At 69.1% G+C, this 13,352-nt stretch carries 15 protein-coding genes; all 15 read right to left on the bottom strand.

The window, feature by feature from the left end; translation table 11 throughout:
- Positions 1–74: 74 nt before the first annotated feature.
- The 15 genes from ACZ7H1_RS24045 to ACZ7H1_RS23975 all read right to left on the bottom strand — a co-directional run bounded on the left by ACZ7H1_RS24045 (position 75) and on the right by ACZ7H1_RS23975 (position 13,344).
- A complete protein-coding gene (locus ACZ7H1_RS24045; RefSeq protein WP_470789468.1) occupies positions 75–326 on the bottom strand; it encodes a hypothetical protein in 252 nt (83 codons plus the stop codon).
- A 168-nt stretch (positions 327–494) separates the two neighbouring features.
- The gene (locus ACZ7H1_RS24040) at positions 495–941 is read right to left on the bottom strand and encodes a DUF2550 domain-containing protein (protein WP_470789466.1); all 447 of its coding nucleotides are present in this window, start codon (positions 939–941) and stop codon (positions 495–497) included.
- 140 nt (positions 942–1,081) lie between these two features.
- Complete coding sequence (locus ACZ7H1_RS24035; protein WP_468135083.1) at positions 1,082–1,456, bottom strand: F0F1 ATP synthase subunit epsilon; 375 nt, start codon at positions 1,454–1,456, stop codon at positions 1,082–1,084.
- Between the two features lie 129 nt (positions 1,457–1,585).
- Positions 1,586–3,028 carry a F0F1 ATP synthase subunit beta gene (gene atpD / locus ACZ7H1_RS24030; protein WP_470789465.1) on the bottom strand — a complete coding sequence of 481 codons (1,443 nt, stop codon included), beginning with the start codon at positions 3,026–3,028 and terminating at the stop codon, positions 1,586–1,588.
- Positions 3,028–3,945, bottom strand: a complete 918-nt coding sequence (locus tag ACZ7H1_RS24025) for a F0F1 ATP synthase subunit gamma (RefSeq protein ID WP_470789464.1) — start codon at positions 3,943–3,945, stop codon at positions 3,028–3,030. Before ACZ7H1_RS24025 ends, atpD begins: the two co-directional genes overlap by 1 nt.
- Before the next feature lie 20 nt (positions 3,946–3,965).
- Positions 3,966–5,564, bottom strand: coding sequence for a F0F1 ATP synthase subunit alpha (atpA, locus tag ACZ7H1_RS24020; RefSeq protein WP_470789462.1), 1,599 nt, complete (start codon positions 5,562–5,564; stop codon positions 3,966–3,968).
- A 131-nt stretch (positions 5,565–5,695) separates the two neighbouring features.
- Positions 5,696–6,511 (bottom strand): F0F1 ATP synthase subunit delta, encoded by an 816-nt coding sequence (locus ACZ7H1_RS24015; RefSeq protein ID WP_470789561.1) that lies wholly within the window; start codon positions 6,509–6,511, stop codon positions 5,696–5,698.
- Between the two features lie 2 nt (positions 6,512–6,513).
- Positions 6,514–7,059, bottom strand: a complete 546-nt coding sequence (locus ACZ7H1_RS24010; RefSeq protein ID WP_470789461.1) for a F0F1 ATP synthase subunit B — start codon at positions 7,057–7,059, stop codon at positions 6,514–6,516.
- A 38-nt stretch (positions 7,060–7,097) separates the two neighbouring features.
- Positions 7,098–7,328, bottom strand: a complete 231-nt coding sequence (gene atpE, locus ACZ7H1_RS24005) for an ATP synthase F0 subunit C (RefSeq protein WP_328968503.1) — start codon at positions 7,326–7,328, stop codon at positions 7,098–7,100.
- 77 nt (positions 7,329–7,405) lie between these two features.
- Entirely contained in the window at positions 7,406–8,176 is a 771-nt protein-coding gene (gene atpB / locus ACZ7H1_RS24000) for a F0F1 ATP synthase subunit A (RefSeq protein WP_470789559.1), read from the bottom strand.
- Between the two features lie 273 nt (positions 8,177–8,449).
- The gene (locus tag ACZ7H1_RS23995) at positions 8,450–8,887 is read right to left on the bottom strand and encodes a hypothetical protein (protein WP_470789460.1); all 438 of its coding nucleotides are present in this window, start codon (positions 8,885–8,887) and stop codon (positions 8,450–8,452) included.
- 369 nt (positions 8,888–9,256) lie between these two features.
- Positions 9,257–10,576, bottom strand: coding sequence for an MraY family glycosyltransferase (locus tag ACZ7H1_RS23990; RefSeq protein WP_470789459.1), 1,320 nt, complete (start codon positions 10,574–10,576; stop codon positions 9,257–9,259).
- 113 nt (positions 10,577–10,689) lie between these two features.
- The gene (locus ACZ7H1_RS23985) at positions 10,690–11,940 is read right to left on the bottom strand and encodes a serine hydroxymethyltransferase (protein WP_470789457.1); all 1,251 of its coding nucleotides are present in this window, start codon (positions 11,938–11,940) and stop codon (positions 10,690–10,692) included.
- A 124-nt stretch (positions 11,941–12,064) separates the two neighbouring features.
- On the bottom strand, positions 12,065–12,700 hold the full coding sequence (locus tag ACZ7H1_RS23980) for an arsenate reductase/protein-tyrosine-phosphatase family protein (protein WP_470789455.1): 636 nt from the start codon (positions 12,698–12,700) through the stop codon (positions 12,065–12,067).
- Positions 12,697–13,344 (bottom strand): L-threonylcarbamoyladenylate synthase, encoded by a 648-nt coding sequence (locus tag ACZ7H1_RS23975; RefSeq protein ID WP_470789453.1) that lies wholly within the window; start codon positions 13,342–13,344, stop codon positions 12,697–12,699. The genes ACZ7H1_RS23980 and ACZ7H1_RS23975 overlap by 4 nt, the downstream gene beginning before the upstream one ends.
- Positions 13,345–13,352 lie beyond the last annotated feature (8 nt).

The following is a 13,352-nucleotide window of genomic DNA, read 5'->3' as shown; positions in this document are numbered from 1 at the left end:
AACGGAAGCCGGGGAGAGGGGTCCGCCCCCCGCTCCCCGGCTTCTGCCGTGCGGACTCCTGCCGCGGGCGGGCCTCAGTCGTCCCACTCGCAGGTGGCGATGCCGTGGTCGATCTGGACCGCCGAGCTGCCGGGCGGGCACTCGTGGACCACAAAGTCACCGTTCTCGCACACGGTGTACAGGCCGCCGGGCAGCGCCCACACGCCGTCGTCGCACAGCACGCCCGGCGCGGCGTGCGCGGAGGCCCCGCCGAGCGTGAGCACGCCGGCGGCAAGGATGAGGGAGGCGGTGGCGGAAGACAGGCGGAAGACTCGGGGGGACGTCATGGGGCGCGGACCTCGTTCCTGTGAGGAACGTACGGGCGTACGTTCCGCAGCACAACGAATCCGGCGGCGCACGCGTCACCGCGGTGCAGCCGTCCGGCCCAACGATCCCGCCCGGAAGGGGTAAGCACGGCGGCGCCGCAAGACCGGATCAAGCCGGATCAGACCGGGTCAGGCCACATTGACGCGCTGCCCGGGAGGCGCGGCCTCCAGCCAGGCGAGGAATCCGGTCAGGGCGTCCTCGCTCATCGCCAGCTCCAGGCGGGTCCCCTGGTGGAGACAGCCGAGCACGACGGCGTCGGACAGCAGGGCGAGCTCTTCCTCGCCCTCGGGCGCGCGACGGGCGAGCACCTCGATCGAGGAGCGCTCCAGCAGCCGGCGCGGCCGCGGGGAGTAGCTGAAGACGCGGAACCACTCGATGCGGTCGCCGCTGTACCGGGCGACCCCGTAGACCCAGCCCTTGCCGGACAGGTCGGTCTCCTCGGGCACGTCCCAGCGCAGGCTGCAGTCGAACGTGCCGCCCGAGCGCTGGATCAGCCTCCGTCGCAGACCGAAGACGAAAAGGCCGATCACCACCACGGCGACGACCAGGCCGCTCACAAGCAGAGCGAGGAGCATCTTCACCGACCTCCTCGCTCATCCGAATGACGCTATGACAACAGCACCGTCACGTGCACCTGCATCGCCTCAGCCGCGACCCCGCCTGGAAAATTCCAGCGGGCCGCGGCTGAGAGGGTAAAGCTCTTCCGGTAACGGGGTCAGGACCCCGTCACCGCACGCAGCCGGACTTCGGCGCGACGCTCGGCGGCCGCGTTGGCCTCCGACTTGGCGCGCTCCAGTGCCCGCTCCGCACGCTGGACATCAATCTCGTCGGCAAGCTCGGCGATTTCCGCGAGCAGCGAGAGCTTGTTGTCGGCGAAGGAGATGAATCCGCCGTGCACAGCAGCGACGACGGTTCCACCCTCGGTGGTACGGATGGTCACCGGGCCCGATTCCAGCACACCGAGCAGCGGCTGGTGACCGGGCATGACGCCGATGTCGCCGGACGTGGTGCGCGCGACAACGAGAGTGGCCTCGCCGGACCAGACACTGCGGTCCGCGGCGACCAGCTCGACGTGCAGCTCAGCAGCCAAGGTGGCTCCTCGGGTCTCCACCCGGCGGGTCGGCCGGGTGTTGGGTCAAATTCTAATGGGCGTGGGGAGAGGGACGGGACACACCCGCCCCTCTCCGTCAGTCAGCTGTGCTCACGGATGAGCGCGGCTTCAGGAGACGCCCAGCTCCTTGGCATTGGCCTTCAGGTCCTCGATGCCACCGCAGAGGAAGAACGCCTGCTCGGGGAAGTGGTCGTAGTCACCGTCGCAGATCGCGTTGAACGCGGTGATCGACTCGTCGAGCGGGACGTCCGAACCGTCGACGCCGGTGAACTGCTTGGCGACGTGCGTGTTCTGCGACAGGAAGCGCTCGACACGACGGGCACGGTGGACAACCAGCTTGTCCTCCTCGCCCAGCTCGTCGATACCGAGGATCGCGATGATGTCCTGGAGGTCCTTGTACTTCTGGAGGATCCCCTTGACGCGCATCGCCGTGGCGTAGTGGTCCGCCGCGATGTACCGCGGGTCGAGGATGCGGGACGTCGAGTCCAGCGGGTCCACGGCCGGGTAGATGCCCTTCTCGGAGATCGGACGGGAAAGAACCGTCGTCGCGTCGAGGTGGGCGAAGGTGGTCGCCGGCGCAGGGTCGGTCAGGTCGTCCGCGGGGACGTAGATCGCCTGCATCGAGGTGATCGAGTGACCACGGGTCGAGGTGATGCGCTCCTGGAGGAGACCCATCTCGTCGGCCAGGTTCGGCTGGTAACCCACCGCGGAGGGCATGCGGCCGAGCAGGGTCGACACCTCGGAACCCGCCTGGGTGTACCGGAAGATGTTGTCGATGAAGAAGAGCACGTCCTGCTTCTGAACATCGCGGAAGTACTCCGCCATGGTCAGACCGGCGAGCGCGACGCGCAGACGGGTGCCCGGGGGCTCGTCCATCTGGCCGAAGACGAGCGCCGTCTTGTCGATGACGCCCGAGTCGGCCATTTCCTCGATGAGGTCGTTGCCCTCACGGGTACGCTCACCGACGCCCGCGAACACCGACACACCGTCGTGGTTGTTGGCGACGCGGTAGATCATTTCCTGGATCAGAACGGTCTTGCCGACACCGGCACCACCGAACAGACCGATCTTTCCACCCTTGACGTACGGGGTGAGAAGGTCGATGACCTTGACGCCGGTCTCGAACATCTCGGTCTTCGACTCGAGCTCGTCGAAGCGGGGCGCCTTGCGGTGGATGGCCCAGCGCTCGGTGACCTCGGCGTTCGCCTCCGGGTAGTTGAGCACCTCACCCAGGGTGTTGAAGACCTTGCCCTTGGTGAAGTCACCGACGGGAACGGTGATGCCCGTGCCCGTGTCGGTCACCGGGGCCTGGCGGACCAGGCCGTCGGTCGGCTGCATCGAGATGGTACGGACGAGGCCGTCACCCAGGTGCTGCGCGACCTCGAGGGTCAGGGTCTTGAGCTTGCCGTCCTCGGCCGGGTCTGCGACCTGGACCTTGAGGGCGTTGTAGATCTCGGGCATGGCGTCGACGGGGAACTCCACGTCGACGACCGGGCCGATGACCCGGGCGACGCGGCCCGTGGCGGCGGCCGTCTCAACAGTGGTCGTCATTACTTGTCACTCCCCGCGGTCGCGTCAGCCATGGCGCTCGCGCCACCGACGATCTCGCTGATTTCCTGGGTGATTTCGGCCTGGCGGGCCGCGTTGGCAAGCCGGGAGAGGCTCTTGATGAGATCCCCGGCATTGTCGGTCGCCGACTTCATCGCGCGGCGGCGGGCGGCGTGCTCGGAAGCGGCAGCCTGCAGCAGTGCGTTGTAGATGCGGCTCTCGACGTAGCGCGGCAGAAGCGCGTCGAGGACGTCCTCCGCCGACGGCTCGAAGTCGAACAGGGGAAGGACTTCGGCCTTCGTCCCCGTCTCCTCCGTGGCCTGGTCGAGGCTGAGCGGCAGCATCCGGCCGTCGACCGCGCTCTGCGTCATCATCGACACGAACTCCGTGTAGACGATGTGCAGCTCGTCCACGCCGCCCTCGGCCGTCTCCGTCTGGATGGCCTCGATCAGCGGTCCCGCGACGCGCTTGGCGTCGGCGTAGGCCGGGCTGTCGGTGAAGCCGGTCCACGAATCCGCGACCTTGCGCTCGCGGAAGCCGTAGTAGGCCAGACCCTTGCGGCCGACGATGTAGGTGTCGACCTCCTTGCCCTCGCCGCGCAGCCGCTCGGTGAGCCGCTCCGCCTGCTTGATGGCGTTGGAGGAGTAGCCGCCGGCCAGACCGCGGTCGCTCGTGATGAGCAGAACCGCGGCACGGGTCGGCGTCTCGACCTCGGTCGTCAGGGCGTGCTTGGTGTTCGAACCGGTCGCCACCGCGGTCACCGCACGGGTGAGCTCGGTCGCGTACGGCGTCGATGCCGCCACCTGGCGCTGCGCCTTGACGATGCGCGAGGCGGCGATCATCTCCATCGCCTTGGTGATCTTCTTGGTCGCCGTGACGGCACGGATGCGACGCTTGTAGACCCGGAGCTGCGCTCCCATGAGTCAGGTCCCTTCCGTCGTCACTTGGAGACGTTGACGGCCGCCGGAGCGTCCTCGCCCAGGAGCTTGCCGTCCGAGGTCTCGAACTGCTTCTTGAAGTCGGCGATGGCGTCGGCGACGGACTGCAGGGTGTCGTCCGACATCTTGCCGCCATCGGCGATCGAGGTGAGGAGGTCCTTGCGGCTGACCCGCAGGTGCTCCAGCAGCTCCGACTCGAAGCGACGGATGTCGTTGACCGGGACGTCGTCCATCTTGCCGGTGGTGCCGGCCCAGACGGAGACGACCTGCTCCTCGACGGGCATCGGCTGGTACTGGCCCTGCTTCAGCAGCTCGACCAGACGCTTGCCGCGCTCCAGTGCAGCCTTCGACGCGGCGTCCAGGTCGGAACCGAAGGCGGCGAACGCCTCCAGCTCACGGTACTGGGCGAGGTCCAGGCGCAGACGGCCGGAAACCTGCTTCATGGCCTTGTGCTGGGCGGAGCCACCGACGCGGGAGACCGAGATACCGACGTTCAGCGCCGGGCGCTGGCCCGCGTTGAACAGGTCGGACTCCAGGAAGCACTGGCCGTCGGTGATGGAGATGACGTTGGTCGGGATGAACGCCGACACGTCGTTCGCCTTGGTCTCGACGATCGGCAGACCGGTCATCGAACCGGCACCCATGTCGTCGGAGAGCTTCGCGCAGCGCTCCAGCAGACGGGAGTGCAGGTAGAAGACGTCGCCCGGGTAGGCCTCACGGCCCGGCGGGCGGCGCAGCAGCAGCGACACGGCGCGGTAGGCGTCGGCCTGCTTCGACAGGTCGTCGAAGATGATCAGGACGTGCTTGCCGGCGTACATCCAGTGCTGGCCGATGGCGGAGCCGGTGTACGGCGCCAGGTACTTGAAGCCGGCCGGGTCGGACGCCGGGGCGGCGACGATCGTCGTGTACTCGAGCGCGCCGGCGTCTTCCAGGGCGCCGCGAACGGACGCGATGGTCGAGCCCTTCTGGCCGATGGCGACGTAGATGCAGCGGACCTGCTTGTTCACGTCGCCGGAGCGCCAGTTGTCGCGCTGGTTGATGATCGTGTCGACGGCCAGCGCGGTCTTGCCGGTCTGACGGTCGCCGATGATCAGCTGACGCTGGCCACGGCCGACGGGCACCATGGCGTCGATGGCCTTGTAGCCGGTCTGCATGGGCTCGTGGACCGACTTGCGGACCATGACGCCGGGGGCCTGCAGCTCGAGGGCGCGGCGGCCTTCGGTCGCGATCTCGCCGAGACCGTCGATCGGGTTGCCGAGCGGGTCGACGACGCGGCCGAGGTAGCCCTCGCCGACGCCGACGGAGAGAACCTCACCGGTGCGCTGCACCGGCTGGCCCTCCTCGATACCGCTGAACTCGCCGAGGACGACCGCACCGATCTCGCGCTCCTCGAGGTTGAGGGCGAGACCGAGGGTGCCGTCCTCGAACTTCAGCAGCTCGTTCGCCATGGCGGAGGGCAGGCCCTCCACCTTCGCGATGCCGTCGCCGGCAACGCTGACCGTTCCGACCTCCTCGCGCGAGGCCGCGTCCGGCTTGTACGACTGGACAAAGTTCTCCAGCGCGTCCCGGATCTCCTCCGGCCGGATCGTGAGCTCCGCCATCTGGGTTCCCTGCTCTCCTTGTTGGGCCTGAAGCTTCTTAGGGGTCTGGGGGCGGCCCCCAGGAATCTTCTGCAAGTTCTGCACGGCCCAACCGGGCCGCTGGAAATGCTTTTCTGCTTGTGGTGGCTTGGTCAGCCGGCCATGCGCCGGGACGCCTCTGCGAGACGCTCCGAGAGGCTGCCGTCGATGACCTCGTCACCGACCCGCACCGAGATCCCGCCGAGGACCGCCTGGTCCACGTCGAGGTTCAGGTGCATCTGGCGGCCGTACAGCTTGGCCAGCACCGCGCCGAGACGCTGCTTCTGCACGTCGCTGAGCGGAACCGCGGTGGTCACCGTGGCGACCATGCGGTCACGCCGCGCAGCGGCGAGCTTGGAGAGGGACTCGAGTCCCCCTTCCAGGCTACGGCCACGCGGGTGAGTGACGAGACGGGTGACCAGACGCTCGGTGACGGCGTTCGCCTTGCCGCCGAGCAGGCTGCGCAGCAGCCCGCTCTTGGCGGAGACGGTGGCCGTGCGGTCGGTCAGCGCCGCGCGCAGCTCGGTGCTCGAGGACACGATCCGCCCGAAGCGGAACAGCTCGTCCTCGACGTTGTCGAGAACGCCTGCCTGCTGGGCGGCGGTGAGCTCGGCGGTGTCCGCCAGCTCCTCCAGCGCGTCCACCAGGTCACGCGACTGCGACCAGCGGGAGCGGACCATGCCGGACAGCAGGTCGAGGGTCTCCCCGCCGACCTGTCCGCCCAGCAGGCGTCCGGCCAGCTCGGCCTTGGCCTCGCCGGCCTGCGCCGGGTCCGTGATGACCCGACGCAGCGACACCTCGCGGTCGAGCAGCGCGGTGACGGCAGCCAGCTCACCGCTGAGCTTCCCGGCGTCGACGGACGTGTTGTCCGTCAGCGCGTCGAGACGCTCGCCTGCGGTGGCCAGTGCCTCGCGGCTCGCTCCGTGCATGGTCATCGAGCCGCCTCGGCCTTCTCCTCGAGCTCGTCGAGGAAGCGGTCGATGGTCCGGCTCTGCCGGGCGTGGTCCTCGAGGGACTCACCGACGAGCTTGCTCGCCAGATCGGTGGCCAGCTTGCCGACGTCCTGGCGAAGCGCCTGGGACGCGGCCTTGCGGTCGGCCTCGATCTGGGTGTGGCCGGCAGCGATGATCTCCTCACGCTGCCGCTGGCCCTCTGCGCGCAGCTCTTCCTTGAGCGCAGTGCCCTGCTCCAGCGCCTCCTGGCGCAGGCGCGCGGCCTCGTGGCGGGCCTCGGCGAGCTGGGCCTTGTACTGCTCCAGCACGCTCTGGGCCTCGGTCTGAGCGGCCTCGGCCTTCTCGATGCCACCCTCGATCGCCTCGCGGCGCTCCTCGAGAACCTTGTTGATGTTCGGGAGGAGCTTCTTCCAGAAGAAGAAGAAGACGATGGCGAAGGCGATGGTGCCGATCAGAAGCTCGGGGCCCGGAGGAACGAGCGGGTTCTGCTCTTCTCCGGCCGCCAGAACCAGGTTGGCGATCACATCAGTGCCTTTCGTCGAAAAGTGTCAGTAAGAAGTGATTACTTACCGAACACGAACGGCATAACGATGCCGATGAGGGCGAGCGCCTCACAGAACGCGAAGCCGAGGATCTGGTTGGCGCGGATCAGGCCGGCAGCCTCGGGCTGACGGGCGAGGGCCTGCGTGCCGTTACCGAAGATGATGCCGACGCCGACGCCGGGGCCGATGGCGGCGAGGCCGTAGCCGATGGAGCCGAGGGAACCGCTGACGGCTGCAAGGGTCTGAGACATGCCGGATCTTCCTTCTCTTTCAGAGACCGGTGGGGGTTGGCCACCGGACGACTGGGGTTTTGCGGGGCGGGTTTGGCTCAGTGGTGCTCGGCGAGAGCGCCCTGAATGTAGGAGCAAGCGAGGAGCACGAACACGTACGCCTGGACCGCCTGCACGAAAAGCTCGAAGAGGATCATGACGATCGTCATCACGAAGGAGACACCGGCGGCGGGGATCATCACGCCGTTCAGCAGGTACCAGGAGGCAACCGTGAACATGACCAGCATCAGGTGACCCGCGAACATGTTCGCAAAGAGTCGCACCGCGTGGGTGAAGGGCCGGACGATCAGGTTCGAGAAGAACTCGATGACCATGACGAGCGGCAGCACCGGGCCGAGCGACTTGTCGTAGCCGGTCACGTTCTTGAAGAACCCGACGAAGCCGTGACGCTTGAACGTCAGGGAGACCCAGACCACGTAGACGATCGCGGCCAGCACGATCGGGTACGCGATGATCGAGGACACCGGGAACTGCGCCAGCGGGATCACGGACCAGATGTTCATGATCCAGATGAAGAAGAACAGCGAGACCATGAGGGGGACGTACTTCTCGCCCTCCTTCTTGCCCAGGGTCTCGTAGACGATCCCGCGGCGGACGAAGTCGTAACCGGCCTCGCCGACCATCTGGAGCTTGCCCGGGACGACCTTCGCCTTGCCGAACGCCGCCCAGAAGAAGGCGACGACCAGGAGGGACGTGATCAGGGCGAGCAGCATCACCTTGTTGAACTCGAACCCGCCGACCGTGAAGATCGGCTGGAAGAGGAAGGAGTGCAGGCCCGGAGCGGGGAAGCCACAGCCGTTGTCGGACAGGATGCGGCAGCTCCAGTCAAAGGCCAACTGGGTCTGATCAGCACTCACCGCGGGCTCCTTCAGCGTGGCGCATAGGTACGGCAACCTCGTTGTGTCGGCGCGGCGAGAAGCCGCGGTTCGGCACTGGACTGGTCTTGCAAATGTGGGGGCGGCCGGCAGGCAGTGAGCCTCGCGCTTGAGCAGGCGTCAGCTCAGATGCCCGCGCCCGCGATGCCGCAGTTGGCACCGGACGATAGCAGGATCCCGAACGCGCACTTATCCCGCCCCTACCCTTCACGTCGAAGACCCCGGGTTTCCGGGCTTGTCGCCCTTCTCGGAATCCGGCTCGACGTAAAGGATCTTGGCCTTCATGTGCGCACGCGCCTGGGCGCCGATCCACACGAGGGTGGTGGCGACCAGCGTCGCGGCGAAGGCCTTCGGGTTGAACAGCGTCGTGTCCTTGAACACGGCGACGAAAACGAACAGCAGCAGCAGCTGGGTGGTGTAGAGCATCAGCCCCATGGCCTGGAACAGCTGCGGCAGAGACTTGGCGGTGCGCTGGAGTACCACCACGCCGATCCCCATGAAGAGGATCACGACCAGCGTCGCGACGACGGCCCCGAGCGCGCCCTTGCCGCCGGCGACGACACCGCTGATCGCGGCGGCAACAGCGCCGGCGGCAGCAGTGGGTACGACGGTACGCAGGAGGGATCGGGTGTCTTCAGAGCGCATGGCGAATTGCTCCGCGTGGTGGTGGGGGCACGGTACTCGTCGGGGACGAGCGTAAGCCCGGTCCGAGATAGCTCCTCGGGCCGATGGGCCGTCGCACTACGGTCCTTCGGCTCTGTCGCCGGGTTTAGTGAACGGTATCACAAACTATTTGATGAGGTCTTTACCTGCCAGGTGTGCCGACTGTCACACATGAGAGTGACCATGCGCGTGTGTGCACCCCGGGACGTCGTTATGTCTGCTATTGAGCACCGACATCCGAATCGTCAACGCCGTGTTTCGGCCCTCAGTCGACCTGCCGTGGGTAAAACGTCGCCCGCCGTGCACGTCCCGTTGACCTCCGCGCACGGGCGCCGGCCGACCGGCCGGCGGTCAGCGGGTGGACTCGGCCCTGTCGCGGTCGGGCACGCGGGCGCGGGCGCCGACGGCCGTGGCGCCGTTGGCCCCCGAGACGCCGACGGTGACCTTCGGGCGGGCCGGCTCCTCGGCCGTGGCGTCCGCCAGGGCCGCCTCTGCCGCCCGTTCGGCGTGCCGGTAGCGCGGAGGGACCATGCGCTCCGCCCAGTGCGGGGTGCGCGGGCTGAAGCGGGGCAGGAGGAGCAGGACGAGGCCCACGGCGCTCAGGCCCAGCAGCACCAGCACGATCCAGCTGGAGGCGGAGTGCACGGAGTACGCCACCGCGCCGAAGGCGACCAGCCCCGACCAGAAGTACATGATCAGCACGGCCCGGCTGTGCGAGTGGCCGATCTCCAGCAGACGGTGGTGGAGGTGGCCGCGGTCCGCGGCGAACGGCGACTGGCCGTTCCACGTGCGCCGGACGATCGCCAGCAGCAGGTCCGCCATCGGGATCGCGATGATCGTCAGCGGCAGCAGCAGCGGGATGAAGACGGGCACCATCGCGTGGGTCGCGCTGCGCTCGCTCGCGAACCACACCTGGAGGGCGTCCGGGTCCACCTGGCCCGTGATCGAGATCGCGCCGGCGGCCAGCACCAGGCCGATCAGCATCGAGCCGGAGTCGCCCATGAAGATCCGCGCGGGGTGCATGTTGTGCGGCAGGAAGCCCAGGCACATGCCCATGAGGATGGCCGCGAACAGGGTGGCGGGCGCCGCCGCCTCGATCCCGTACCCGAACCAGAGCCGGTAGGAGTACAGGAAGAACGCCGCGGACGCGATGCAGACCATGCCGGCCGCGAGCCCGTCGAGGCCGTCGACGAAGTTCACCGCATTGATGGTGATCACCACGAGGGCGACGGTGAGCAGGTTGCCCTGCCACTGGGTGAGCGCGACCGTCCCGACACCCGGGACGGGGATCCACAGGATGGTCAGACCCTGCATCACCATCACGCCGGCGGCGATCATCTGCGCGCCGAGTTTGATCAGGGCGTCGATCTCGAACTTGTCGTCGAGCACGCCGACGAGCCAGATCAGGGCGGCCCCGGAGAGCAGCGCCCGTGGCTCGTTCGACAGCTCGAAGACGCCGTTCATGTTCTCGAGGTGGTCGGCGACCAGCAGGCCGGCGCACAGACCGCCGAACATCGCGATGCCCCCCAGCCGGGGAGTCGGCTCGCGGTGGACGTCGCGCGCGCGGATCTCCGGCATCGCGCCGGCCGCGATCGCGAACTTGCGCACCGGTCCGGTGAGCAGGTAGGTCACCGCGACCGTGACGCACAGCGTCAGCAGGTATTCACGCACGGGCTGCCCCAGATGTATCGCCGGCCATCTCAGCCCCACACATTAGCTGCGATGCCCCCTGACGTGAGGACATGCGGGGGACCGTACATGGTTGCAGATCACCCCGTCCGCCTTCACCGGTCCGGATACGGGGGAAATCTCCCCGCCAGCTCGGCCGCGAGGGCCCGTACGTCCGTGTCCCCGCGCAGGGCGGCCCCGAAGAGCGTGCCGATCCGGGTCATCTCCTCGCGGCCCATGCCCTGGGTGGTCACGGAGGCGGTGCCCAGCCGGATGCCTCGCTGGGCGCCGTACGGCAGCGCGCAGGTGTCCACGACGATCCCGGCGGCGGCGAGCAGCCGGCGGGCGGCGGGCCCGTCGAGGCCGAGCGGGGCGGGATCGGCGGTGATCATGTGGGTGTCGGTGCCGCCGGTCGTCACGTGCAGGCCCTCGCCCTCCATCGCCGCCGCCAGAACCCTCGCATTGGTGACCACCTGATGGGCGTACGTGGTGAACGACGGCGCCGCCGCCTCGCCGAACGCGACGGCCTTCGCGGCGATGGTGTGCATCTGGGCGCCGCCCTGGGTGAAGGGGAACACCGCGCGGTCGACCCGCTCGGCGAGGCCCGTGCCGCACAGCAGCATCCCGCCGCGCGGCCCGCGCAGGACCTTGTGCGTGGTGGCGCAGACGATGTCGGCGTACGGGACGGGATTGGGCGCCGCTCCCCCGGCGACGAGCCCGATGGGGTGCGCGGCGTCGGCGATCAGGTAGGCGCCGACCTCGTCGGCGATCTGCCGGAAGGCGGCGTAGTCGGGGTGGCGGGGGTACGAGATCGAGCCGCAGACGAGGGCCTTGGGGCGGTGCCGGCGGGCGAGCGCCTCGACCTGGTCGTAGTCGATGAGCCCGCTCTCGGCCTCGACGCCGTACCCGACGAAGTCGAACCACCGGCCGGAGAAGTTCGCCGGGGAGCCGTGGGTGAGGTGGCCGCCCGACGGCAGGCCCATCGCGAGCACGGTGTCCCCGGGGCGCAGCAGTGCGGCGTACGCGGCGAGGACGGCGGCGGAGCCGGAGTGCGGCTGGACGTTGGCGTGCTCGCTGCCGAAGAGCGCGCAGGCCCGCTCCACGGCGATCCGCTCGGCGGCGTCGGCGTATTCGCAGCCGCCGTGGTGGCGGGCGCCGGGGTAGCCCTCGGCGTACTTGTTGGCGAGCGGGGAGCCGAGGGCGGCCAGCACGGCGGGCGAGGTGAAGTTCTCGGCGGCGATCATCTGGAGGCCGGTGGCCTGGCGCTGCTGCTCGCCCGCGAGAACGTCCGCGATGGCGGGGTCACGGCGGCGCAGGAGGTCGTAGTCGGCGGCGGCCGGGCGGGCGGGGTTGCTGACGGTGGTCATGGCGCGACTCCGACGCGTGGGGGCAGTACGCCCACTGTAGGCCGCCACCACCCCATACGCACCGAATACGGGCATTCCGGATTGCTCTGCCCGGTGCGGCGCCGAGCAGGGCGCCCGCGGCGGCTCAGCGGGGCGTGGTGACGCCCGTCAGCGCCGTGACCACCGGGTCCAGCGCCTGGTTGATCTCGTCGCCGATGGAGCGGAAGAAGGAGATCGGCGCGCCGTACGGGTCGTACACCTCGTCCGCCTCGGCCGAAGGGGCCAGCAGCCAGCCGCGCAGGGCCGCCGCCGCCCGGACCAGGGCACGGGCGCGCTCGGCCATGCCCTCGTCCAGGGGCGGGAGCGTGGCGGGGTCTATGGCGCGGACCAGGCGGGTGAACTCCTTCAGGGTGAAGGTGCGCAGGCCCGCCGAGTGGCCCATCGAGATGACCTGGGCGCGGTGGTCGCGGGTGGCGGTGAGGACGAGGTCGGCGCGGATGACGTGCTCGTCGAGCAGTTCGCGGCCGGTGAAGCCGGAGGCGTCCGCACCGAAGTCCGCCAGGACGGCCGCGGCGTTGGCCTCCATGGGCGCGCCCTCGTGGCCCCAGGTGCCGGCGCTCTCCACGATCAGGCCGCCGGCCGGGCGGTCGCCGCCGAGCCGGTCGGCGAGGGCATGCCGGGTGAGCCGCTCGGTGATCGGCGAGCGGCACACATTGCCCGTGCTGACGTGGAGGATGCGGAACGCGTCCGTGCCGGCTATGCCACGCCCCTGAGGGCTCACGGTGCCACCTCGAGGTCGGGTACGACCTCCCGCAGCTGCTCGGCGGTCAGCGCCCCTGCCCGGAGCAGGACGGGCACCTTGCCGGTGACGTCCACGATCGACGACGGCTCGATGCCGGGCGTGGGCCCGCCGTCCAGGTACACGGAGACGGAGTCGCCCAGCATCGCGCGGGCGGCGTCGCAGTCCTCCGGCGCCGGGTGTCCGGAGAGGTTGGCCGAGGAGACGGCCATCGGGCCGACCTCGGTGAGCAGCTCGATGGCGACCGGGTGCAGCGGCATCCGGATCGCGACGGTGCCGCCGGTCTCCCCCAGGTCCCACTGCAGGGAGGGCTGGTGCCGGGCGACCAGGGTCAGCGCGCCGGGCCAGAAGGCGTCGACGAGCTCCCAGGCGGCCTCGGAGAAGTCCGTGACGAGCCCGTGCAGGGTGTTCGGCGAGCCGATGAGCACAGGGGTGGGCATGGACCTGCCACGGCCCTTGGCGGCCAGCAGGTCGGCCACGGCCTCGGCGCTGAAGGCGTCCGCACCGATCCCGTAGAGGGTGTCGGTGGGCAGCACGACCAGCTCGCCGCGGCGGACGGCCGATGCCGCTTCACGCAGACCCGTCTTGCGGTCCGTCGCGTCGTTGCAGTCGTATCGCCGGGCCATCAGCGGGC

This window comes from Streptomyces sp. NPDC037401, assembly GCF_055602345.1.
This window is presented reverse-complemented; position numbering and strand designations above follow the sequence as displayed.

Bases quoted from the DNA above. Each gene is read 5' to 3' on its own strand.
- ACZ7H1_RS24025 (WP_470789464.1), bottom strand. From the start codon at position 3,945: ATGGGAGCGCAGCTCCGGGTCTACAAGCGTCGCATCCGTGCCGTCACG.
- ACZ7H1_RS23995 (WP_470789460.1), bottom strand. From the start codon at position 8,887: ATGCGCTCTGAAGACACCCGATCCCTCCTGCGTACCGTCGTACCCACT.
- atpA (WP_470789462.1), bottom strand. From the start codon at position 5,564: ATGGCGGAGCTCACGATCCGGCCGGAGGAGATCCGGGACGCGCTGGAG.
- ACZ7H1_RS24045 (WP_470789468.1), bottom strand. From the start codon at position 326: ATGACGTCCCCCCGAGTCTTCCGCCTGTCTTCCGCCACCGCCTCCCTC.
- ACZ7H1_RS24040 (WP_470789466.1), bottom strand. From the start codon at position 941: ATGCTCCTCGCTCTGCTTGTGAGCGGCCTGGTCGTCGCCGTGGTGGTG.
- ACZ7H1_RS23985 (WP_470789457.1), bottom strand. From the start codon at position 11,940: ATGACCACCGTCAGCAACCCCGCCCGCCCGGCCGCCGCCGACTACGAC.
- ACZ7H1_RS24015 (WP_470789561.1), bottom strand. From the start codon at position 6,511: ATGCACGGAGCGAGCCGCGAGGCACTGGCCACCGCAGGCGAGCGTCTC.
- atpE (WP_328968503.1), bottom strand. From the start codon at position 7,328: ATGTCTCAGACCCTTGCAGCCGTCAGCGGTTCCCTCGGCTCCATCGGC.
- ACZ7H1_RS23975 (WP_470789453.1), bottom strand. From the start codon at position 13,344: ATGGCCCGGCGATACGACTGCAACGACGCGACGGACCGCAAGACGGGT.
- atpD (WP_470789465.1), bottom strand. From the start codon at position 3,028: ATGACGACCACTGTTGAGACGGCCGCCGCCACGGGCCGCGTCGCCCGG.